This is a genomic window from Ponticaulis sp. (assembly GCF_029210165.1).
Taxonomy (GTDB): domain Bacteria; phylum Pseudomonadota; class Alphaproteobacteria; order Caulobacterales; family Hyphomonadaceae; genus Ponticaulis.
Genome location: NZ_JARGNT010000001.1, coordinates 2,008,201 through 2,027,759, shown reverse-complemented (window position 1 = coordinate 2,027,759; position 19,559 = coordinate 2,008,201). Strand labels below are relative to the sequence as shown.

The window sequence follows — 19,559 nt, the reverse complement described above, 5'->3', positions numbered from 1 at the left end:
ATACACCTGCCTTTCAGGTCTGTTAACCGGCGCGCGGGACACTCGCGCCATGAAAACGACCCCGTCATTTATGCTCGCATTGGGCGCCCTTCTGTTTGCTGGATCAGCCAGCGCATCACCAGCCCTGGCCAGAAGCTGGTCTGAGGAGGCCGCAGAGCTGCACACGCGGATTGAAGCGATGGACACACATACGCTTCCGGATGACCTGCGCTTTCGTCTGCAACGCTTTGGCCGAACGGCAACGCGTCTTTCCACATCCGGGTCAGAGGATGCCCCGCTGCCAGAAGACCTTGGCTGTATTTTCAGAGGCATGGCGGAAGAAACAGACCTCCAGCTCTCGGCCTTTAGCGGAGACAGTTCTGACGCGTCGCGGATGCAGGCTGAAGAGCGGCTCTCTAAGATGCTGGAAGATGCTGTATCTGTAGGTGAAGCCGCTGCAATCGTATTAGAGGCTGGCGAAGTGATCGAGATGAGCCTCCACTCTGACATTAACGGCCAGTGTGGTGGCGGAGATATCAGTTCGCTTCGTGCACCAGATCTGCGCTGACCGTCAGAGCCCCGTGCGGATCGCCCTGATCCGTTGAGAAAATGAACGCACCCGCTGTCAGCGCGATGGCGAGCACCATGCCTGCAATCAAACCTTTTCTCTGTTGAAGTAACTTCAACACAACTCTATCCGTCTGCAACATCGGTCAGGGAATTACTGACTGATTGTATCTATCACAATTGACGGGCTAAGGATTTGCGGCAAAACAGCCGGCTCATCCGCGCCCGGTGCGTAGTAGAGATAAAGCGGTACGCCTGCGCGTCCATGGCGCGCGAGTTCTTCTGCGATCTGATCATCGCGGGATGTCCAATCAGCGATCAGCAAGGACACATTCTGGTCATCCAGAGCATTCTGGACGCGGTCACCGAAAAGCGTCGTGCGCTTGTTCACCTGACAGGTCACGCACCAGCTCGCGGTAAAGTCTACGAACACACCCTGACCTTCTGCACGTAAATCTGCGACCGTCTGAGGTGACCATTCGCCGTCATAGCCCGCATGGGCGCCGCCTGCACTGCCTGCCTGCGCGTAATTACCGACTGGTCCCATCAGCATTTGCGCCGGAATGATCAACGATACGAGCGTGACCACAAGCGCAACGCCAAGGCTGACCTTACGGCCTGTGCCTTTTTCCGGCGACGTTTTCAGCAGCCATATCGCGAATGTCAGACCAACCGCAACGAGACCGACCAGCGCAACCGCGTCAGCGCCGGACTGGTTTGCAAGAACCCAGAGCAGCCAGATTGCCGTCAGGAAGAGCGGGAATGCGAAGAATTGCTTCAGTCGTTCCATCCAACCACCAGGCTTCGGCAGGTATTTCGCAATACCCGGCACGAGGCTCACAAGCAGGAATGGAAGCGCCATACCAAGGCCAAGCGTAAAGAAGACCAGAAGCACAATGTGCAGCGGCTGGTTTACGGCCGCGCCAACTGCCGCGCCGAGGAACGGGCCAATGCATGGCGCGCCAACGAATGCCGCCAGAAGTCCGGTAAAGAATGCGCCTTGATGTCCGCCGCGCTCGGCCAAATTGCTACCCACACCCATGAGCGAGCTACCAAAGCTGAACCAGCCCAGCATGTTGAGGCCAAGAATGAACATGAGGAGCGACAGGCCTGCGATCACGATCGGATACTGAAGCTGGAAGCCAAGGCCCGCGCTTTCGCCCGCTGAACGGAGCGCGACGAGGATCACACCAAAGCCGAGGAAACACGTGATGACGCCGGCTGTATAGAACAGGCCATGCGCACGCACTTCGCCCATCTCGTTAGAGCCCGCCAGAGACAGAATGCTGCGCGCTTTAATGAACAGGACCGGAAGCACACACGGCATCAGGTTCAGAATGATGCCACCCAGCAGAGCACCGCCCAGAATAGCCAGCAGGCCACTGAAAGAGAGCGGTGGAGCAGAGGAGGAAGGAGATGATGCGCCACCAGCAAGCGCTGTTCCGCTTGTGCCTGCGATCACGTCACCAACCGGCGCGGTCAGGTCGAATGCGATACGGTTCGCATCGATATCCTCAACAACCAGAACGCCTTCAATATTGTCCGGTACACGGCTGCGGCCCGAGCTTTGCAGCTCCAGCGTGATGCCGTTTGGACCAATGCTGACCGGCTGTTCCGGCGGGTGGAGGATCTGATGATCTGTCGGGAAGAAACGCACATTCGCAATGTCTGCTTCAAACGCAGCGCGCACTATATCGCTCTCGATTGAGAGCTTCCATGGGTCGGAGCTACGATCAATCGCTGCATCGCCCTCAAATGCCATTGGGAGCTGGGCATCCACACGCTGGAAGACTTCTGCGCGGTCTGTGTTGAGTTCAGGTGTATCGGAGATCCAGAGGTCGAGACGGATCGGCGCGTCTTCAGGAATACAAATGTCGGCGCAGATAAGGAATGTCGCAAGGCCCGACATTGTCACGCTGCCGACAGCGTCTTCAGGAATAACCAGATCGAACGGTAGGATCAGCTCGTCTTCGTATCCGTAATTCATCAGGATATCGAGCGGCTGCGGGAATGGCGCAGGCCAGTTAAACTCGCCTGCGGTCACACCAGACGTATCATCCCAGATGATTTCGGTTGGCAGCCCGGAGTCGCCTGCATTCTTCCAGTAGACATGCCAGTGGTCATCGAGTTCGAGCACTAGCGCTGCGCGTACCGTCTGGCCCGGCACGACACTCACATGGTCAGAGATCAGTTCGACGCGCGCATGGCCTGAATCGTGCGGCAATGCCGACGCAGAAAATCCGGCAAAGGAAAGGCTGATAAGAGCAATCAGACCTGCCCAAAAAGCGGAAAAAGAGTTCATGCGCATGCGTACTACCTGTGTCTCGATCAATGACAGTCTTGTCGTCTAGCATGGAATATAAAGGGAAAAGTTAGCACGAAAGGGCTCTCGCGCGTTTGTGAGGCACAATGCCCCATCTGTTGAACTCATCCCTAGAACGACGAAGCGCGCAGAGTTGCCTCTGCGCGCCCGACGAAGTGGTTCCTGCTTCCCCCGAAGCAGTTTAGCTCAGCGCCTGGCCCGGAGGCGGTGTGCGCAGAGCGCGCTGGATGACGCGCTGCCAGTTGAGCAGAGAAAGGATGTGAGCGTAAATCGCGCCGATAGCACCATTGTCGCGCAGTTCCTGGAACTTGTCCGCTGGAAGCTGGTTCAGCTTCTCTTCGGAAACCGCCCAGTAATCAGCGATTTTCTGCTGAGGGCCTTCTTGGCCGTTCTGGTCGCGCGGCGTGAAGTTCACTGACTTCTGCTCGAACAGGCCATAGCTGTCGACCAGCTTGACGAATTCCATAGTCGCACGGCGCTGACGTTCGAATTCTTTACAGAACTCAATGGCGTCGTTTGTGAATTTTGTCGGCTGGCCGTTTTCGAAGAAAGGAACTTCCGGCTGGTCTGTAACCATCGGACCTTCGCGGTCAACGCAGAGCAGCAGACGGTCGCTTTGATTGTCTGATGCGAACACGAACGGATAGCGACGAACGAATGCTGGCAGGTAGAAATCCTGATCAGAGTTGCCGTCAGCGCCAACAAAAAGGTTCTGACCTTCGCGGATGCCCATAACAGCTACAGGCGTTTTGTCGTTACCGACGAAGATGACCGGGAAAGATGCCGCAGCCATTCCGAATTCGCTTACAGTTACCGGTACAGCGTGCGCGGAACGCAGGAAGCCGAGCGGCTGATCTATACGCTTAACGCCGAGCGAACCGTGAGCTTCCGGAGACAGTGGCTCCGGCTTTTTGTAGAACATGACGTTCCCAGACAGCGCAGGGCCTTGTCCGGCTGGATTCGATTCCATAATAGTCTCCCAAAACACAGTGCAGCAGGCCTCTTAAAGGAAAACAATTTCTGCGACAACCTTCTGCACACACCGACAGGCGATGACTCACCCATGCAGGCTAACTTTTTTTCCAAACTGCGCCCAAGCCGGGAAAAATTCGCGCCATTACGGCTGTCGGCGGGGTCAGTCGCGCTTTTGGCGCTAGCCGCCTGTCAGCCCGAAAACGGAGCCCTGTCACCGGAAGCCGCTGCGGTTCAGCGCCAGAACCTCTATATCCAGCTCGAACAGCTGGAAGCACAATTACCGCAACCGATTCCACTCGACCTTTATGGCATCCCCACGCGCAACCCGCGCGTCTGGTTGCGAGATACGGGCGTGCCGGGGCCAGCGGCATTTGAGAATGCACGCGTGCGCCGGATTATCGCGATGGAGGAGCTGTCCGATCTGCAAGCTCCGGAAGCAGATGCTCCAGACTTCAACGCCTTCTGGGAAATCCATGGCGCCTATGTTCGTGCTGGCGAGGTGAGCCGGTTCAGTCATGGCCAGACCGGCCTCATCTATTCCCGCCCCTACCCGATCGACCAGCTAAGCGGGCCGCATCTTGCTGCGCTGGACATTATGGGCGTGCTTCAACTGGACTATGAGACGGCTGATGTTCCGATGCTGCTGGGTCTTCTCCCTGAGATCTCAAACGATATTCGTAGCGCTCATCGCCGACTCGCCATGGATGCCGTGTCAGGCGTTGTACCCCCGGAAGACATTCTGAGTGACGTAACCGAGCAGATCACACGTTCGCCTTTTGCATCCGAGACAGCGTTTCAAGCCTGGCGCGCGCAATGGGAAGCTCTGGAGAGTGAAGAGTTTCCGCGTTCGGACTGGACGATCCAGCTCGCAGAAGGCGTCGAGCGGTTATTGCTGCCAGAAATGACCGCGCTGTTGGCAACGATTGAGACCCTACCGCAAACGGCGGCGCATGATGCCACGGCCGGCGCGACCACCGATTATTATGACGCGTTACTTCAGCAAGTGACCTCGGGCGTCGCGAATGCAGAAGACTGCCTGTTCAACGCGCAACGCCTCGCAGAAGAGACCGAAGCTGCCTTCGATCAGCTTCTCGTGGATCACTGGAACGACCACGCCCCGCTCGACGAGGAAGGCAATGTGCTTCTCGATAATGTAGCCATTCCCGACAATCCGCTCAGCGCCATGATGGTCTGGCAAGAACGTGCACCGCTCGTTCCGCCGCCGGCCACACCTGCGACTGATGCAGAAGGCCAGCCCGTTGCTCCACCAACGCCAGAGCCGACCGAAGACGCGCCGCCTGAGAGCTTTGTGAATTTCGAGCGAGCGCTGCAGCATTTGTCCAGTTATCTGGCCGCCTACTCGGTTCAACGCCTGCCAGAATACGAGCTAACGCCTGTTCTACCGCCCGAAACACCTCCGCGAGGCCCTGCCCCACCTGTCCCGGAACAGCTGTTTGACGCGCCTTCCAGCTTCGAGATTTTCGACACTGTGCCGCTTCGGGTGTCGACCGCCTATCTTGAGGCCAATCCAATGGCCCTGTCAGTGATTGAGGTTCTTCAAACCTATTATCCGGGCCATGCTTTCCGCGAGATGAAAGAAGAGCGCCGCGAGGACCTGCCTTTGCTGTCGCGCGAACTTCGCACGCTTGCGTTTGATCTGGGCTGGCCTGCCTATGCGCTGGATGTGCTGGCGCGCCGGTCTGCTTTTGAAGATGCGCCGCAATTGGAAGCCGCCATGCTGTACCAACGCCTCGTTACCTTCACCGAAGCGGAAGCGGAAATCGGGCTGCTGACCGGCACATTGAGTGAGGACGAAGCCGCAAATCTGCTGACGGCACGCCTTGGCATTTCCGAAGCCGATGCCCGTGAACGACTTCAAACCTTCAAAGCAGAACCCGGCCTTGGCTGCGCCGCCACGGAAGGCTACCTCATTTTTACCAGCCTGCGCGAACGGGCCCGTGGCGTATTAGGTGGCCGACTAAACATTCGGGACTTCCACGACGTGCTGCTTTCAACGGGTTCTCGCCCACTTGCACTGGTCGAACGCGACGTCGACGGCTGGATTGCGACGCAGGTGAACTGACACAGGAATTCCATACACGCCGCGCAGTCCGGCAAGTTTCGGCCCCATTTCGAACATATCTCTCAAGCTGTTATGGTGGATCAGCTTTTGGGAGGGGAAGATGAAGCCCACACTTAAACTTGCACTACTCGCCGCCTGCGGCATGCTTGCGCTAACCGCATGTGAATCTACCGGCTCAGGCAATCAGGCTATGGCGCCTTCGCCATCGCCGCCGCCTCCACCACCTCCTCCTCCGCCACCACCGCCGCCGCCGCCTCCGATGCAGGCAATGGTATCGCCAGCACTGAGAGCCGCGCCGTCACCGGTTGCCGGGAATATCGCGCTACCTCAGCAAGATATCGTAGACCGCGAGCGATATGAGGATTTCGACGCGAACCCTGTGCGGCGCGTGAGTGACGAGCCAGTGTCCACCTTCTCGGTTGACGTGGATACGGCATCATACTCCGTCATGCGCCGCTATCTGAATGACGGGACGATGCCGCCGGTTGATTCCGTGCGTATTGAAGAGCTGATCAATTATTTCGACTACACCTACCCGGTGCCCGAAAGCACCGATCCACCATTCTCTACGAATGTCACACTCGTTCCGTCGCCATGGGCAGATAATAATTACCTCATGCAGGTTGGCCTACAGGGGTATGAAATTCCGGTGGATGAACGTCCGCCTATCAATCTGACTTTGCTTGTGGATGTTTCCGGCTCCATGAACGCGCCGGACAAACTGCCACTCGCCAAACAGGCGCTCGGCATGCTGATCGACCAGATGACCGAGCAGGATACGATCTCCATCGTGGTCTATGCTGGCGCCGCGGGCACGGTGCTGGAGCCGACCTCCGGCGATGACAAAGCAGCGATCATGGCAGCGCTTGATCGTCTTAGCGCTGGCGGCTCGACCGCAGGCGGTGAAGGCTTGCGCCTAGCCTACTCTCTTGCCGAGCAGAACTTTGATGAAGACTCCGTCAACCGCGTCATGATGCTGACAGATGGCGACTTCAATGTCGGCATTACCAGCAATGAACGCCTTGAGGACTTTGTTGCCCGTCAGCGTGACAGCGGGATTTATCTATCCGTTATGGGCTTTGGTCGCGGCAATTATAACGACCATATGATGCAGTCTATTTCTCAGGCGGGTAACGGAACCGCCGGGTATATCGACACGCTGAATGAAGCGCGCAAACTGCTCAGCGATGATTTGTCCGGGTCGCTCTTCACCATTGCCGAAGACGTGAAAATTCAGGTCGAGTTTAACCCTGACCGTGTGAGCGAGTATCGCCTCATCGGTTATGAGACGCGGATGCTCAACGAAGCCGACTTCAACAACGATTCCGTAGATGCCGGTGAAATCGGCGCAGGGCACACCGTAACGGCTATCTATGAAATCACACCGGCGGGTGAGACGGGCTTACTGAACCCGCGTCGTTACGGGAATGACGAACCGGCGGGCGAGAGCACGTCCGACGAATGGGCCTTTGTTCAACTACGCTATAAGCCGCCACAAGAAGATGAATCCATTCTGGTTTCTCTGCCCGTGACAGACGACCTGGTGTTTGACGACATTGATGACGCCCCGCTCTATACGCGGTTTGCTACGTCGGTTGCCGCTTTCGGCCAGCTCTTGCGCGGTGATCCGTATATGCAAAACGGTTTTGGATATGAGGACGTCATTGAACTGGCGCTTGATGCGCGCGGCCGCGATGAGTTCGGCTATCGCAGCGAGTTTGTTCAACTGGTGAGAGCGGCGCAGGTCGCGGCAGATCAGGCTGCATTGCAGACACCGGGTCGCGGCGAATAAATCACGCCCCAAATCAATAAAAAGAAGGCCGGTCCACGGGCAGCGGACCGGCCTTTCAGTTTAGGCAGCGCGGCTCGCGCGTTGGGTGTCACAGACAGGATCAAGACCTTCGCGAAGATCGGCGATAGTCGTTTTGCGATCCAGAATTCGGGTATGTTCCATAAAGAAGACAGCGCGGGCGCCATAACGCTGTGCGTCACGATAGGCCCAGATCGGCTGGATATTGTCAGGACGACCGTCCAGCTCGACGATACGGATAATGCGCCATCCGAAACCGGTATGAGAAGCAAACATGGCGATGCCTTCACGCGCCGCCCAATCAGAGTCCGGGGAGACGCGTTCGAAAGACACTGACCGACCAGACTGACCACAGAAATTCACAACAGGCATGTTCACCCTCCGTTCCATATGTCATAGATATTCCTCTTTTGTTCTCATGTAAATATTGTTTTGGAACAAATTTAGAATAAATTGGAATAAAGTTTTATGTTTACTTTTTGTTTACTTTATTCGAGTCCGGCGCGAGCCTTGAAGACTGCTTTCGCGCTGAAGATCAGAGCATCATCCTGATAGAGTTCTGCCTTCAGGAAAGCGACGCGCCGCGAGGCCTTCACGCGCTGGACTTTTGCCTCCCCGCCCTTCGGGTCGACATCGGCAATCTTACTGAAATCAATCGTCACCAATACAGGATCGGCAAAACAGTCTGCCGCCTCTTCACGGAGCGCAGTCATGATCATTTCAAAAGAGAGGATATCGTTATCGGCCATAACGCCGGTTTATCCAGCGTCACACATCTGCGCAAACGAAAAGAGCCACCCGTTCGGGTGGCCCTTCAGAAACTCAATTCGTGCCCTGCAGGTCAGGCAACGGCAGTATCGGTGGCTGCGTCTGCGCCGCGCGTTCCCAACAAGTCGCCAAGATGACCAAAGCCTTTAAGGCCGAAAGCCTCTTCACAGTATGTAGAAACGGCCGGGAAGATGCCGGATATCTCGTTATGGCCGAGGCCAGCCTTTTGCAGATTGCGGATCATACCTGTCGCGACAGCCATGCGACCACCCGGCGTCTGTTCAATCAGGCGCGCAAGTTCACCTGTGGCTGCGCCGGTCGCTTTGCCCGCCTTCGCAGACAGCGCTTTGGCGCCTGGAAGCTTCTTATATAGCTGGACCACGAACACAGAGCCTTGTCGTTCGGATGCATTGAGAACAATACCAAGGGCATTTTCAGCACGCTTCGGGGACAGACCGGTCGCTGACGCGACGTGTTTGATCATAGCTTTCATCATAAGGGCTCCATAGTGAGGCACACCCTGATTAACGCAGCTATGGATTTCCGTATGGTTAAGCAAATGCGGTAGTCCACAGGAGAAACTAACAAAACCAATTAATGAAACACCCGCTTGCATTTACCTTGGTAAAAAACAGGCCAATTTCCGTTAATACTGATTACTGTATAGTGAATGGCATTATTTAAATTTTATCGATCAGGAACCGATTGCAAGACAACGCGTTCCATCACATGGTCTGATGGAGTTTGGGGGAAATTTGAAATGAATACGCTTTCTGTCCAGCGCGCCGCACTGATTTCGGGCCTGATGATGATGGCCACAGCCTGCACGACCACATCCCTGCCGCCACCACCGCCAGAAGCACCGGTTATGGAAGCCGAGGCGACCACGCCTGTTTGCGCTGACCGAAACTTTCCGATCTATTTTGCATCGAACGAAACCGATCTTGATGAAATCGCTCAGGATGCCATCGCTATTGCGGTCGAGGCCGCAGAGAGCTGCGACCTTTCAGCGATTGAAATTGTCGCCCAATCAGACGCACTCGGTAGCGACACGGTGAATATGACTGTATCGCAGGAGCGCGCAGACAATGTGCTGGACGCTCTCATGGCAGCTGATCTCGACGTGGACCGCATTGCTATCGTCGCCATGGGTGAAACCAACGCGGTCACCGAAGACAATCTGATCAACCCGATGAACCGACGGGTCGACGTCTATTTCCGGGAATAGGCCTAAGCGTCGCTCGACGCCGTCTTGTGCTGACGCGCGAGCACTTCATGGCGCACCCGGAGAAACCGCGTCGCAGTGTGAACTTCCAGAAGAAAGCTGATCAGCCCAGCTGCGAGGGCAGCCATCACCATCATGAACAGGACGGCGATGATAATCCCGGCCGCCGCACCGATAAAATCGAGCACAAAGACCAGCGCGACCAGAATACAGATCAGCACTGCTGAGAGCGAACACATGAGTACAGCGCGGTTGCCATACTTCATACGCCGGTCAAGCGCCTTCAGCTCCATCAGATGACGCCGTTCCAAGACTTCTTCCTCACCTTCTTCAATGAGACGTTCCAATACGCGCGCACGGTCAACAACGCGCCCCAGCCGCCCTGTCACGACATTCAGCAGCGAGCCTGTACCGACCAGAAGAAAGATCGGACCAATCGCGACCTGAATTGCAGCCGAAATATCACTGACAGGAATATTAGGAAGAAACGGCAGACTCATCGACAAAACCCAAACTGAAGATCAGGCCCTCAGGCACTGCGCGGTAACCTATACGTATTCGCACTTTCCCGCCTACACCGCTGTTCGATAAAAAAGCTCGCTACGGATTTGGCCTAAGGCCCGTTTGCCAAGTTTTCATTAAGTATATCAGGCGAGACTCCATGACCTGAGATGAAAGGCATGACGGTGCAGCTGATTTATCGCAAAGCTCACGACCGGAAACTCAAATCCGGCGCATACACACGTATTCCCGGCAGCTGGATGGTGCGCGAAACCGCCCTCACCTCTCACGGCTCCAAAACATGGCTTCATGACTGCCCGATGTGTGGCGCGAAAGTCCGTTCTGCTAAAATGCCTAATGGCGGCTGGTCGCACTATGAAGCGCGTGGCGGCCTACAGTCTCTCAAGCATCCGTGCTTCTATGTCGGCGAGGACATTCGCAACGCGCGCGATGTCAAAACGCCGGATCTTTTTGCAAGTCTGTAAAGCCGCGTTACAAGGGCGCCATGTCGCGCACTATTCTGTTCAACAAGCCATTCAATGTGCTGTCCCAGTTCACCGATAAGGGAACGGAGGGCAGTGATCGTAAAACGCTCTCCGATTTTGTGGGCGTTCCCGGCGTCTATGCAGCCGGTCGTCTGGACCGCGACAGTGAAGGTCTGCTCGTTCTGACAAATGACGGCAAGCTCCAGAACAGAATCGCAAGTCCGAAATTCAAACAGCCCAAAACCTATTGGATTCAGGTTGAGGGCGTGCCGGATGAAGCCGCCCTGTCTGCCCTGAAAAACGGCGTTGAGCTGAAAGACGGGCTGACACGCCCGGCCATCGTGCGCGCGATGGATACACCAGCAGAGCTATGGGACCGCGACCCGCCAATACGTGTCCGCAAAAGCGTGCCAGACAGCTGGATCGAGCTTTCAATCACGGAAGGCAGAAACCGTCAGGTACGGCGCATGACAGCAGCAGTCGGCCACCCGACCTTACGGCTCATACGCTATTCGGTTGGAAGCTGGAGCATTGACGGATTAGCATCCGGCGCGTGGCGCGACGCCTGATCAGGCGAAGAAGTTCACTCCGCCACCACCAGCCGTCAGGCGCTGAAGGCCAGCCTGAAGATTGGCAATCTGCGCTGTGAGATAGGCAGGCGGTGCGCCGCCCGAATTCCGGCCCGGCCCCTGATCATTGTTCCGAAGCGACAGTAGCGTCGGGTCATCAACCGCCCAACGATAGGCTGTACGCAGACCACGAAGCGCGCCTTCAAGCACATCAAATGCATCGTCGCGGGATTCTTTGGTGTCGAAGTTCAGATTGTCCAGCAAACCAAGCGCGACGATTTCGGGGCTGTCGCTGACAGAATCGCGGCCCGGGATCGGTTTTTCCATGATGACGCCGGTTGGCAGGCCAAGCGCAGCGAGCGCATCACGGCCTTCCGCGCCGTATTTCAGCTCGATCTGGACACCTTCATTCGGTGTGATCTTGAGCGACTGCGAACCATTGCTACGGCGAACATCGGCTTTGCCGTCAAGCACAAGCGCGGCATTCAGCTTGAATGTCAGAGACCGCAGATTATCGCCTTGCTCGACTGTAATCTTCTTATCCCGTCCACCATCTACGGAGACGTAGAAATGGTCGCCCGGACGAATAGACAGGCGGTCCGTCACGGCCGCTGTATCAGCCAGAATCATATCGCCATCCGGCAGACCGAACGCGTCGAGGGTGTTGGAGAAACTGTCAGAGAGCACCACATCGCTGGCAGACGAAATGCCGCCGCGGCCTGACAGGCTGGACGACCAGCCCTGCGTACCGTCTGCGACAGACAGCGAGCTGAGGAAGGCAGACTGGTCTTTATCAGAGGTCGCTGTACCGAACTCACCTTCGCCGGTGCCTGCGATAATCACTTCGCTACCGGAAACTTTCAGCCCTTCAACAGACTGATAGTCAGCTCCGCCAATACGTTGTAGCCAGTTCGTGCTGACCACGCCGCCGCCATTAACGCTGATGCTTGCAACAAACCCATCACGGTCCGATTGTGTGCCCGTGGTAAACCCGGTTGCATCGGTTCCTGTCGTACGCGTCGAACCGCCAAGATAGATTGTGCCATCGTCTGCAATCTCGAGCGCGCCGATATCGCCGCCATTGAGATTACCAAGAGAGTATGTCCAGTCGGTTGGATCGTCTGTGCCACCCGCATAGCTGCGCAGAATGGCTTCACCGTTTTCGATGCTCGCGACGATGACGGAGCCATCATCTGCGACCTTCACTTCTTTCACGGAGTCATTCTCGGTCGTGCCGAACTGGCGCAGCCAGAGCTGGTTGCCGTCAGCGTCCAGCTTCTCAATGAACGCATCTTTGCCACCCGTGAGCAGGTCTTCGGTCATGCTGCCAGCTGTTGTACCACCAATGACGAGCGAACCGTCTGCCGCGAAAGCAATCGAATTGCCCTGATCATCGTATGTGCTACCGCGCTGTCGCGTCCACTGCTCGATACCATCAGCATCATACATGGTGACGAAGGTGTCATCGCCGCCGCCGATTGCATTCGTGATCAGCTCGTCGGATGTCTTGCCCGTAATAGCGATCTTGCCATCATCGGATACAGCGAGCGCCAGACCTTCAGCAGACGTCGCAGCGCCGAGCGTACGCGACCAAACCATCTGCCCCTGGCTGTCATAACGCGCCATGAAGGTGTCTTCTTCACCGCGAATACCGCTCTCGCCGATCACGCCTTCAGTCGTGCCAACAACGACATATCCACCATCAGGATGAACCGCCGTAGCGGCAATACTTGTTTCTTTGCCATCTTCGCCGAGGCGCGCAGCGTTCGTCATAACCGGTGCGCCACCGTCGATTCCTGTCCAGACAGAAAGCTGGCCGCCGCCATTATCGCCCATGCCGGACTGACCAACCATGATGGCGGCAGGCGCAGCGTCAGCTGCAGAAAAGCTCAGCGTCTCGGTAGAAACACCTTTAATCTTGAAGCCGAAATCATCGCCTTGAATGACGCCATTCTCGTCTTTCGTACCGATCTTTTCACGGACGAACGTGCTGCGAATGCCAGCTTCTTCGAGCTTGAAATTGATGAACTCGGCGACGTTGTCGAGATTACGGACTGTCTTGCCCGTCGTGGCTTCCATCTCGGCAAGATCAATCGTCACAGACGCGGTCGTGTTGATCTTCTTGGCCGTGACTGTGAACACTTTGTCGCCGGTGAACGCAGCGACCTCAGCGTCATACTCGCCAGAGTGCAGGACCTTGGTGTTGTACTCGTAAGAGGAGCGCGTGATCGCCGCTTCACTCTGCGCCGCAGACAGACGCTGTCCGGCGATCAGAATGGTCTTCTGGATATCGACGCTGGCAAGGAAGTTCTTAACTTCCAGAATGCCTTCCAGCATTCTTTTCTGGGCCCGGCTTTCCTGGCCGACCGGAAGGCGGTCTTCTTTGGCAGCCTGCGCAATCGCCGTAATGCTAGCCAGCGCAGAGTATGCTGCAAAAATTTTCGGTACGTCGCCGCGTTCATCGCGTGCATCACGCGCTACGCTATCGGGAAGGAAAGAGGCTGCGCCCAGCGCTTTGCGCAACGCGTCATCAGGGTCAACTTCCTGGCGCCATGGCAGATCACTGCTGGATGTTGCTGTTTCTTCCGACGCTTGAGCAGACGAGACAGAGCGAGCCTGTGCGGATGCAAGGCTGAGATTAATCTTCGCGTTGTAGTACCCCGCAAGCGGAGAAAAATCGAAATTAATCGGTTCCATCGTTTCGCCATCTTTCAGCGACAAAACACCTGCGACGCGCAGGCGAGACTTGATCATTATCCGTCATCGACCTAACGAAAGTACTAATAGGTCTCAGTAAATCGGTAGAATCCGGAAACCATTCCATGCGTTCACGCAGTCGAAATTCGCAAAGATCATTCGGATGGATTTCCGCCCTGATTTTCAACATTTTACTGATCATCAGCGGCATTGTTGTCTTCCTGATTATTCAGGAAACACGCAACGCCCGCGGTGCCGAATATGAGCCGACTTCTGAGGCTATTACGGCGACGCAGGACCGTATGGGACGTATGTTCGCAGACCTCATCCCGGGCCACGAAAGCAACAGACAATATTGGGCAGAGCTGATCGACGCAGAAGTCCGTCAGGGAGATATTACCAGCGCGCGCGGTTTCCTGCTTTCGGCCCCGTATATGCTTAACCGACAAGACGCGGCTGCTGTAAGTGCTGCAGCATCGACGGAGAGCACCGGGCAGCATGATGACCGGCTTTTGACAGCGGCTAAGCTTTTCCTGCCTGATGATGTCCGCGCCCGCTATGAGCGCGCCGTCGCGCCGCCTGTGATGGACATGACACCCGCCCCACCTGCTGAGGCTACGGGAACTGAAGCCGAAGCGACACCAGAAACAGAAGCAGAGGGTCTGCAATCTGAAGCCCTGATCGAGGGCGAGACGAGCGAAGCCCCTGAACCTGAGTTCTTCGTGCTTGGCGATGCGCGTGACCTCGCTTTCCAGAGCGCCGGCTGGATACGCGGTGACCGAACCGACGTGTTTGCACTCTCCATCTCCGGCCTTGGCCTAATCGCCCGCGATGGCCTTCTGGATGAGTTGGAGCTCGACAGCCGCTTCTTTGAAGGCGCATCGCTTCTGAAAACCGCGATCCGTGCAGACAGGCTGGCGCCCGACTTCGAGCGCACACTGCGCGATCATCTGGAACGCGCCATGCCGGAAGACACGCTTCGAGCTAACCTTGAGGCCGCATTCGCCTCCAATTCCAATCTTCTGATCCAGACTGACGCCATCTTTGCCGCCTTCGCAAATTCAGTGGACCAGCCACGTCTGCGTATCTTCCTCAGTGATCTGGAACGTTTGGCGGCGCTGACCGAAGGTCGCGCAACGGTCGATGCGCTTATGCTGATTGAAACGATCTCATCACAGAGCGATCTGAAACGCGCCGAGCTCATTTCACAGGCAGGTGGTGACCGCGCAATCGCGCTCGCCAAGCACTATGGCGAAGATGCACTCAACGCAGCGACAACGGTCATGGACTGGTCCATGAAGCTGATATCGCTGATTGCGGGCTTCATCGTTCTAAGCCTGCTCATGGGCCTGATTGCGCTCAGCACATTCACCCGCAGCTTTCACATCCCGAAGTCGAGCCCGTACTAGGGGAAGTCTTTCGCAAGCAGGCCGTAGAACAGGCTGTCCACCCATTGGCCTTCCGTCCAATGTGTTTCGCGGTGCACGCCTTCACGCGTAAAGCCCAGCTCATAGAATAGCTGCTGCTTAGGCTTGTCGATTGAATAAATCTCGGCCCAGACCTTGTGAAGATTCAGTTCTTCAAACCCGTAGCGGAGCAGCACACGGCCCGCATCCGGCGCATAATCCTCATCAATGTAGAGATCATCGATCCCGAGATAGATAGAGAAGTCTGCATTGCGATTGATACCATCAATATAGCAAAGCCCTGCAGCACCCATCAGCTCTTTGGTTTCAAGGTCCACGATAGCGAACATGCGTGTCGCCGGATCATTGTTCACCTTGGCATCAAACCAGCTCTTTTGCTGGCTCATGTTCAGCTCGCGATATTCGCGGAAGAAGCGGCGCATGCGCGGATCGTTCCGCCAGGCCAGGAGCTGTTCCAGATCGCTCTCTTCAATGGCGCGAAGGCCGGTGATTTCACCTGTCAGCATCAGCCCACGTGCTCCCACATCAGGGCATCGCCCTTTTTCACAGCGGCCGTCAGCGGCTGGCCAACAACCAGATCCTGCTCGAACGGCTCAACGGAGCCTTCAGGGCGCGGACGCAGCGCCACCAGATCAGCATCTGTGATTGTTTCACCTGCCGCCAGATCGCGCGTTGCACGCAAGCAACGACGCTGCACAACCGCGCTGTCATGCTCATTCGCCTCAATGCGTTTGACGCCGTCGCCCAGCGCCAGTTCAAGTTCGCGCGTGCGGTCGACCATATCGCGCCAGCTTTGCGGGTTCATGGAGAACGGATGGTCAGGACCATCGCGGTTATTGTCGTCGGTGAAGTGTTTCTCGACTGCACAAGCGCCAAGCGTCACAGCACCAAGTACAGCAGCGTGTCCTGGCGTGTGATCAGACAGACCAAGCGGCATGCCCGGATACTTCAGTGCAAAGGCGCGAAGCACGTTGAGGTTCACATTTGCAAAGTTCTCAAGGCTTCCCGTGTAGTTGGTATTGCACTGCATAAGGCAGAGCTCGCGGGTTTTCGTGAGCGCCGCATCGACCGCCCGCTCGACATCTTCCATGTCTGCTGCGCCTGTCGCAAGGAAGACAGGTTTTCCGCGCGAACACACCTCTTCAATGAACTGGTTCCAGCCAATATCACCAGAACCGATTTTCCAGGCTTTCAAATGCTTATCGACCAGATCAATCGCCGCCAGATCATAAGGCGTCGTCATGAAATCGATCTCTGCCTTTTTACTCTCTGCAACGAGCTCGTCCGTCCAGTCGCGCGGAGTCTGATACTTCTCGAAGATGTCATAGACAGACTGCTTCCATGCTGCCTGATGCGCCATCTGCCCGCCAAGCGAGCGAAAGCCCTCATCAGAGACGATGTCACGCGCCAGAAAGTGCTGGAACTTCGCGCAATCGGCACCAGCTTCCTTCGCCAGCCAGATCAGGTCTTTGGCGCGGGACAGCTCTCCATCGTGCGAGCTTGCAATGTCAGCGATGAAATAAGTCGGCTCGTTCAGGCCGATCTTACGGTCGCCGATGCTGAATTCGTGGTCGTAACGCATTGTGCATCCTCGTGAACGAGTGAACGGACAGTGTCCGAAAGGGTTGGCATGGCGCGGCCCAGAACGGCCTCGGCCCGCGCGACATCCAGACCGCAGGAGAGCGCGCGTTCCGGCGTCATATCGCGCGCGGAACTCTGCACCATCCAGTCCGGATTGATGCCAAGCTCAGCGGCGAGCGCCTGCATGAATTCTTCTTTAGAGCTGACATCACGCGATGCCAGATTTGTCACGCCGGTCTCGCCCGTCGCCATCAGGTCCACCAGCCCTTCAGCGCAAGCGCGCACATGCATGGTGGAGGTGAAATAGTCAGTGAAGGCACCAATAGGCGTGCGCTGTGTCAGGCTGTCGATTGCCCAGCGACCAAAGCCCTTTTTCGCGCCGCAAATATTGGTGCGCACAACGAGACTGTTCGGTGCTTCATGCGCCATGGTCTCGGCTGTGAATTTGGATGCGCCATACGCATTGATCATATGAACGGACGCTGCCTCATCATGCTTTTCACGTGGCTCGCCACGGAAGAACTGATCGGTTGAGACGTGAATGAGACGGCCTTCGGTCTGCTGGCTCCACGCCGCCAGCACAGCCACAGGCGCAGCATTCACACGATAGGACATTTCCTGATCGGCTTCGCAGGCAGCAAGATTCACATTCGCAACGCAGTTGATCACGGCCGTAGCGTCCGTCTGACAGAGCAGACGAAACAGCCCCATCTGGTTTGTTACATCAATCTGGAGGTCAGCGCCCGAACGGGCAGCGCCGAGTGCGCGAATGCCGCGCTCCTGCAGCACCGCCATCACTTCCGTGCCCAGAAGGCCGGTCGCGCCGAGAACCAGAACGCTCATTACGCGGCAAGCGATGTCTGACTTGCGCCAGACACGTCCGCTTCCTGTTCGGCGGCCAGTCGCGCCGGATCAATACGCATATCGTTGATGGCAGGGATGTCCGGTCGGCGCATGCACATCGCCAGATAGTCAGCAGCACGCGCAAACGGAGCGTCCTCGCCCATCGCTGCGTAAAGCGCGCGAAACATTTCGACGTCTTCGTCATAGTCGAGCGTCCAGCGCAGGCGTTCCATGCCGCCTTTCGGGCCTTTGATAGATGCGTGTGTCAGGTTTGGATGGTTACGTATCCATGGCGTGACGTGTTCACGCTCATACGGGTCTTCAGCCAGATGGTTGGCCGCGTGCAGATGGCCAGCATGGAAGACTTCGCAGTCCAGCCCGTGCGGGAAGCCCGGAGGCATATTGTTGCAGCCATAGTCTGCCTGCGTCTCTTTCCAGAACCGGATCGTCTCGCCGCAGATTTCCGGATCAATGAGCGGACAATCCGAGGTCACACGCATAACGGCGGTTGCAATCACCTCACGTGCCGCCAGCGCATAACGAGCCAGAACATCCTTTTCAGGACCGCGCACGACTTTATAGCCCCAGCTTTCGGCAGCTTCAGCGACGGGATCGTCCTGCGTCAGATCAGGCACAGCAACGACGACCATATCCGCACCCGGTATCTGGTCGCAGCGATCAAGGCAGCGTTTCAGGAATGGCTCGCCGCCAAGATCCATCATCACTTTGCCCGGGCAACGGGAAGAGCCCATGCGGGCCTGAACGATAACCGCAAGCGTCATGCTGCATCTCCGGATTCTGAAGGTTGCGTCTGAGGCCGTGAGAACAGGGCCTGCATACGCTTCGAGATCACGACACCAAGACGCGTCAGCCCGCAGACCCAGAAATAGATCGCAGCGCGTGGACGGCCGGTGAAAACAGATTTGATCGGTCGCCAGATCGGGTAGCGAACGAACAGGTGAAAATACATGGAATGGGCACGGTCCGGATGGGTACGGATGAACTCTGCATCGCGGCGCCCATACCAGCGGAACTTGCCCATATAATCGGAGAATTCAGGGTGGTGATATTGCGGCACAATGGTGCGCCCTACCCCGAATGTGAACCGGCCCGTATCGACGATACGCTTGAAGAGGTCCGCATCATCGGACTGATCCTTGTTGACCTCATCAAAGCGAACCGCCTGCAAAACCTCTTTGCGGTAGAGCGTTGGCGCAACGCCGATCATTAGCGAGCGTGGACCGGGTTGATGCTGGAACACGGCCATAGCGTCATGCTCGGCACGGTTCCAGAAACCGTTGTCTTCAATACCGACACCGGCCTGAACCACATCAAGCTCAAACTCTTCCATGTCTCGCTGGAGCGAAACGAGCGCATCTGGCGCAGGGCGGTGGTCGGCATCAATGAAGGCGATGAGATCATATGTGGCATTGTCGGCCCCGAGCTGACGGTCGGGCGCGAGGCCGCGTCCGCCAGAGCGGATCACCTTCGCGCCGAGACGTTCGGCAATCGCGACAGTGTCATCTGTCGAACCACCATCCACGACAATCAGCTCATCCGGCTGGCACGCCTCAATGGCCCGGATCGATTTCTCAATCCGGCTCGCTTCGTTGCGTGCACAGAGCACAACAGAAACAGGCGCGCGTGTCATGCGCGTAGTTAAACATTTCAGGCGCTAAGGATTGGTAAAGCAAAGCACGCATATCTTTAACCGAAAGAACAAATT

20 protein-coding genes are annotated in these 19,559 nt (G+C 56.7%); 7 read left to right on the top strand and 13 right to left on the bottom strand.

Annotated elements, in window-relative coordinates; genetic code table 11:
- Positions 1 to 49: 49 nt before the first annotated feature.
- The gene (locus P1U45_RS09905; protein WP_301058908.1) at positions 50 to 547 is read left to right on the top strand and encodes a hypothetical protein; all 498 of its coding nucleotides are present in this window, start codon (positions 50 to 52) and stop codon (positions 545 to 547) included.
- On the opposite strand, the gene P1U45_RS09900 is transcribed toward P1U45_RS09905, so the two are convergent.
- The 3 genes from P1U45_RS09900 to P1U45_RS09890 form a co-directional block, all read right to left on the bottom strand.
- Entirely contained in the window at positions 516 to 668 is a 153-nt protein-coding gene (locus P1U45_RS09900) for a hypothetical protein (RefSeq protein ID WP_155802637.1), read from the bottom strand. The two genes, P1U45_RS09905 and P1U45_RS09900, sit on opposite strands and share 32 nt — an antisense overlap.
- A 32-nt stretch (positions 669 to 700) precedes the next feature.
- Positions 701 to 2,854: a thioredoxin family protein gene (locus P1U45_RS09895; RefSeq protein ID WP_301058907.1), complete on the bottom strand. Its 2,154-nt coding sequence runs from the start codon at positions 2,852 to 2,854 to the stop codon at positions 701 to 703.
- Between the two features lie 196 nt (positions 2,855 to 3,050).
- A complete protein-coding gene (locus P1U45_RS09890) occupies positions 3,051 to 3,839 on the bottom strand; it encodes a SapC family protein (protein ID WP_301058906.1) in 789 nt (262 codons plus the stop codon).
- Between the two features lie 93 nt (positions 3,840 to 3,932).
- On the opposite strand from P1U45_RS09890, the gene P1U45_RS09885 reads away from it, so the two are divergent.
- Together P1U45_RS09885 and P1U45_RS09880 are read left to right on the top strand one after the other, a co-directional pair.
- On the top strand, positions 3,933 to 5,927 hold the full coding sequence (locus tag P1U45_RS09885; RefSeq protein WP_301058905.1) for a DUF885 family protein: 1,995 nt from the start codon (positions 3,933 to 3,935) through the stop codon (positions 5,925 to 5,927).
- Between the two features lie 100 nt (positions 5,928 to 6,027).
- Positions 6,028 to 7,719 carry a VWA domain-containing protein gene (locus tag P1U45_RS09880; RefSeq protein WP_301058904.1) on the top strand — a complete coding sequence of 564 codons (1,692 nt, stop codon included), beginning with the start codon at positions 6,028 to 6,030 and terminating at the stop codon, positions 7,717 to 7,719.
- 60 nt (positions 7,720 to 7,779) lie between these two features.
- Here the strand turns inward: P1U45_RS09880 and P1U45_RS09875 are convergent, their stop codons facing one another.
- From P1U45_RS09875 to P1U45_RS09865, 3 genes are all read right to left on the bottom strand, one after another.
- Positions 7,780 to 8,109 carry a hypothetical protein gene (locus tag P1U45_RS09875; RefSeq protein ID WP_022694821.1) on the bottom strand — a complete coding sequence of 110 codons (330 nt, stop codon included), beginning with the start codon at positions 8,107 to 8,109 and terminating at the stop codon, positions 7,780 to 7,782.
- Positions 8,110 to 8,225: 116 nt separating this feature from the next.
- Positions 8,226 to 8,486, bottom strand: coding sequence for an acyl-CoA thioesterase domain-containing protein (locus P1U45_RS09870; RefSeq protein WP_293609538.1), 261 nt, complete (start codon positions 8,484 to 8,486; stop codon positions 8,226 to 8,228).
- Positions 8,487 to 8,578: 92 nt separating this feature from the next.
- A complete protein-coding gene (locus tag P1U45_RS09865; protein ID WP_301058903.1) occupies positions 8,579 to 9,001 on the bottom strand; it encodes a hypothetical protein in 423 nt (140 codons plus the stop codon).
- A 264-nt stretch (positions 9,002 to 9,265) separates the two neighbouring features.
- On the opposite strand from P1U45_RS09865, the gene P1U45_RS09860 reads away from it, so the two are divergent.
- Positions 9,266 to 9,733 (top strand): OmpA family protein, encoded by a 468-nt coding sequence (locus P1U45_RS09860; protein ID WP_301058902.1) that lies wholly within the window; start codon positions 9,266 to 9,268, stop codon positions 9,731 to 9,733.
- Positions 9,734 to 9,735: 2 nt separating this feature from the next.
- On the opposite strand, the gene P1U45_RS09855 is transcribed toward P1U45_RS09860, so the two are convergent.
- Positions 9,736 to 10,230 (bottom strand): DUF2721 domain-containing protein, encoded by a 495-nt coding sequence (locus P1U45_RS09855; RefSeq protein ID WP_301058901.1) that lies wholly within the window; start codon positions 10,228 to 10,230, stop codon positions 9,736 to 9,738.
- Between the two features lie 180 nt (positions 10,231 to 10,410).
- Here P1U45_RS09855 and P1U45_RS09850 point away from each other — a divergent pair, with 180 nt between their 5' ends.
- Together P1U45_RS09850 and P1U45_RS09845 are read left to right on the top strand one after the other, a co-directional pair.
- Positions 10,411 to 10,716: a hypothetical protein gene (locus tag P1U45_RS09850; RefSeq protein ID WP_293609534.1), complete on the top strand. Its 306-nt coding sequence runs from the start codon at positions 10,411 to 10,413 to the stop codon at positions 10,714 to 10,716.
- A 20-nt stretch (positions 10,717 to 10,736) separates the two neighbouring features.
- The gene (locus P1U45_RS09845) at positions 10,737 to 11,285 is read left to right on the top strand and encodes an rRNA large subunit pseudouridine synthase E (RefSeq protein WP_301058899.1); all 549 of its coding nucleotides are present in this window, start codon (positions 10,737 to 10,739) and stop codon (positions 11,283 to 11,285) included.
- On the opposite strand, the gene P1U45_RS09840 is transcribed toward P1U45_RS09845, so the two are convergent.
- Positions 11,286 to 14,039 (bottom strand): hypothetical protein, encoded by a 2,754-nt coding sequence (locus P1U45_RS09840; protein WP_301058898.1) that lies wholly within the window; start codon positions 14,037 to 14,039, stop codon positions 11,286 to 11,288.
- A 68-nt stretch (positions 14,040 to 14,107) separates the two neighbouring features.
- Here P1U45_RS09840 and P1U45_RS09835 point away from each other — a divergent pair, with 68 nt between their 5' ends.
- The gene (locus P1U45_RS09835) at positions 14,108 to 15,391 is read left to right on the top strand and encodes a hypothetical protein (RefSeq protein ID WP_301058897.1); all 1,284 of its coding nucleotides are present in this window, start codon (positions 14,108 to 14,110) and stop codon (positions 15,389 to 15,391) included.
- On the opposite strand, the gene P1U45_RS09830 is transcribed toward P1U45_RS09835, so the two are convergent.
- Genes P1U45_RS09830 through P1U45_RS09810 form a run of 5 tightly spaced genes read right to left on the bottom strand, consistent with a single transcriptional unit; the run spans position 15,388 to position 19,484 of the window.
- Positions 15,388 to 15,915 carry a GNAT family protein gene (locus P1U45_RS09830; protein WP_301058896.1) on the bottom strand — a complete coding sequence of 176 codons (528 nt, stop codon included), beginning with the start codon at positions 15,913 to 15,915 and terminating at the stop codon, positions 15,388 to 15,390. The two genes, P1U45_RS09835 and P1U45_RS09830, sit on opposite strands and share 4 nt — an antisense overlap.
- Positions 15,915 to 16,991: an N-acetylneuraminate synthase family protein gene (locus P1U45_RS09825; RefSeq protein WP_301058894.1), complete on the bottom strand. Its 1,077-nt coding sequence runs from the start codon at positions 16,989 to 16,991 to the stop codon at positions 15,915 to 15,917. The genes P1U45_RS09830 and P1U45_RS09825 overlap by 1 nt, the downstream gene beginning before the upstream one ends.
- Entirely contained in the window at positions 16,943 to 17,833 is an 891-nt protein-coding gene (locus P1U45_RS09820) for a sugar nucleotide-binding protein (RefSeq protein WP_301058893.1), read from the bottom strand. The genes P1U45_RS09825 and P1U45_RS09820 overlap by 49 nt, the downstream gene beginning before the upstream one ends.
- Positions 17,833 to 18,615 (bottom strand): glycosyltransferase family protein, encoded by a 783-nt coding sequence (locus P1U45_RS09815; protein WP_301058891.1) that lies wholly within the window; start codon positions 18,613 to 18,615, stop codon positions 17,833 to 17,835. Before P1U45_RS09815 ends, P1U45_RS09820 begins: the two co-directional genes overlap by 1 nt.
- Positions 18,612 to 19,484 (bottom strand): glycosyltransferase family 2 protein, encoded by an 873-nt coding sequence (locus P1U45_RS09810; RefSeq protein WP_301058890.1) that lies wholly within the window; start codon positions 19,482 to 19,484, stop codon positions 18,612 to 18,614. The genes P1U45_RS09815 and P1U45_RS09810 overlap by 4 nt, the downstream gene beginning before the upstream one ends.
- Positions 19,485 to 19,559: the final 75 nt, after the last annotated feature.

What these genes read in the sequence shown, in the direction of transcription:
- P1U45_RS09905 (WP_301058908.1), top strand. Translation starts at nt 50, where the DNA reads ATGAAAACGACCCCGTCATTTATGCTCGCATTGGGCGCCCTTCTGTTT.
- P1U45_RS09895 (WP_301058907.1), bottom strand. Translation starts at nt 2,854, where the DNA reads ATGCGCATGAACTCTTTTTCCGCTTTTTGGGCAGGTCTGATTGCTCTT.
- P1U45_RS09890 (WP_301058906.1), bottom strand. Translation starts at nt 3,839, where the DNA reads ATGGAATCGAATCCAGCCGGACAAGGCCCTGCGCTGTCTGGGAACGTC.
- P1U45_RS09885 (WP_301058905.1), top strand. Translation starts at nt 3,933, where the DNA reads ATGCAGGCTAACTTTTTTTCCAAACTGCGCCCAAGCCGGGAAAAATTC.
- P1U45_RS09880 (WP_301058904.1), top strand. Translation starts at nt 6,028, where the DNA reads ATGAAGCCCACACTTAAACTTGCACTACTCGCCGCCTGCGGCATGCTT.
- P1U45_RS09875 (WP_022694821.1), bottom strand. Translation starts at nt 8,109, where the DNA reads ATGCCTGTTGTGAATTTCTGTGGTCAGTCTGGTCGGTCAGTGTCTTTC.
- P1U45_RS09870 (WP_293609538.1), bottom strand. Translation starts at nt 8,486, where the DNA reads ATGGCCGATAACGATATCCTCTCTTTTGAAATGATCATGACTGCGCTC.
- P1U45_RS09865 (WP_301058903.1), bottom strand. Translation starts at nt 9,001, where the DNA reads ATGATGAAAGCTATGATCAAACACGTCGCGTCAGCGACCGGTCTGTCC.
- P1U45_RS09860 (WP_301058902.1), top strand. Translation starts at nt 9,266, where the DNA reads ATGAATACGCTTTCTGTCCAGCGCGCCGCACTGATTTCGGGCCTGATG.
- P1U45_RS09855 (WP_301058901.1), bottom strand. Translation starts at nt 10,230, where the DNA reads ATGAGTCTGCCGTTTCTTCCTAATATTCCTGTCAGTGATATTTCGGCT.
- P1U45_RS09850 (WP_293609534.1), top strand. Translation starts at nt 10,411, where the DNA reads ATGACGGTGCAGCTGATTTATCGCAAAGCTCACGACCGGAAACTCAAA.
- P1U45_RS09845 (WP_301058899.1), top strand. Translation starts at nt 10,737, where the DNA reads ATGTCGCGCACTATTCTGTTCAACAAGCCATTCAATGTGCTGTCCCAG.
- P1U45_RS09840 (WP_301058898.1), bottom strand. Translation starts at nt 14,039, where the DNA reads ATGATCAAGTCTCGCCTGCGCGTCGCAGGTGTTTTGTCGCTGAAAGAT.
- P1U45_RS09835 (WP_301058897.1), top strand. Translation starts at nt 14,108, where the DNA reads ATGCGTTCACGCAGTCGAAATTCGCAAAGATCATTCGGATGGATTTCC.
- P1U45_RS09830 (WP_301058896.1), bottom strand. Translation starts at nt 15,915, where the DNA reads ATGCTGACAGGTGAAATCACCGGCCTTCGCGCCATTGAAGAGAGCGAT.
- P1U45_RS09825 (WP_301058894.1), bottom strand. Translation starts at nt 16,991, where the DNA reads ATGCGTTACGACCACGAATTCAGCATCGGCGACCGTAAGATCGGCCTG.
- P1U45_RS09820 (WP_301058893.1), bottom strand. Translation starts at nt 17,833, where the DNA reads ATGAGCGTTCTGGTTCTCGGCGCGACCGGCCTTCTGGGCACGGAAGTG.
- P1U45_RS09815 (WP_301058891.1), bottom strand. Translation starts at nt 18,615, where the DNA reads ATGACGCTTGCGGTTATCGTTCAGGCCCGCATGGGCTCTTCCCGTTGC.
- P1U45_RS09810 (WP_301058890.1), bottom strand. Translation starts at nt 19,484, where the DNA reads ATGACACGCGCGCCTGTTTCTGTTGTGCTCTGTGCACGCAACGAAGCG.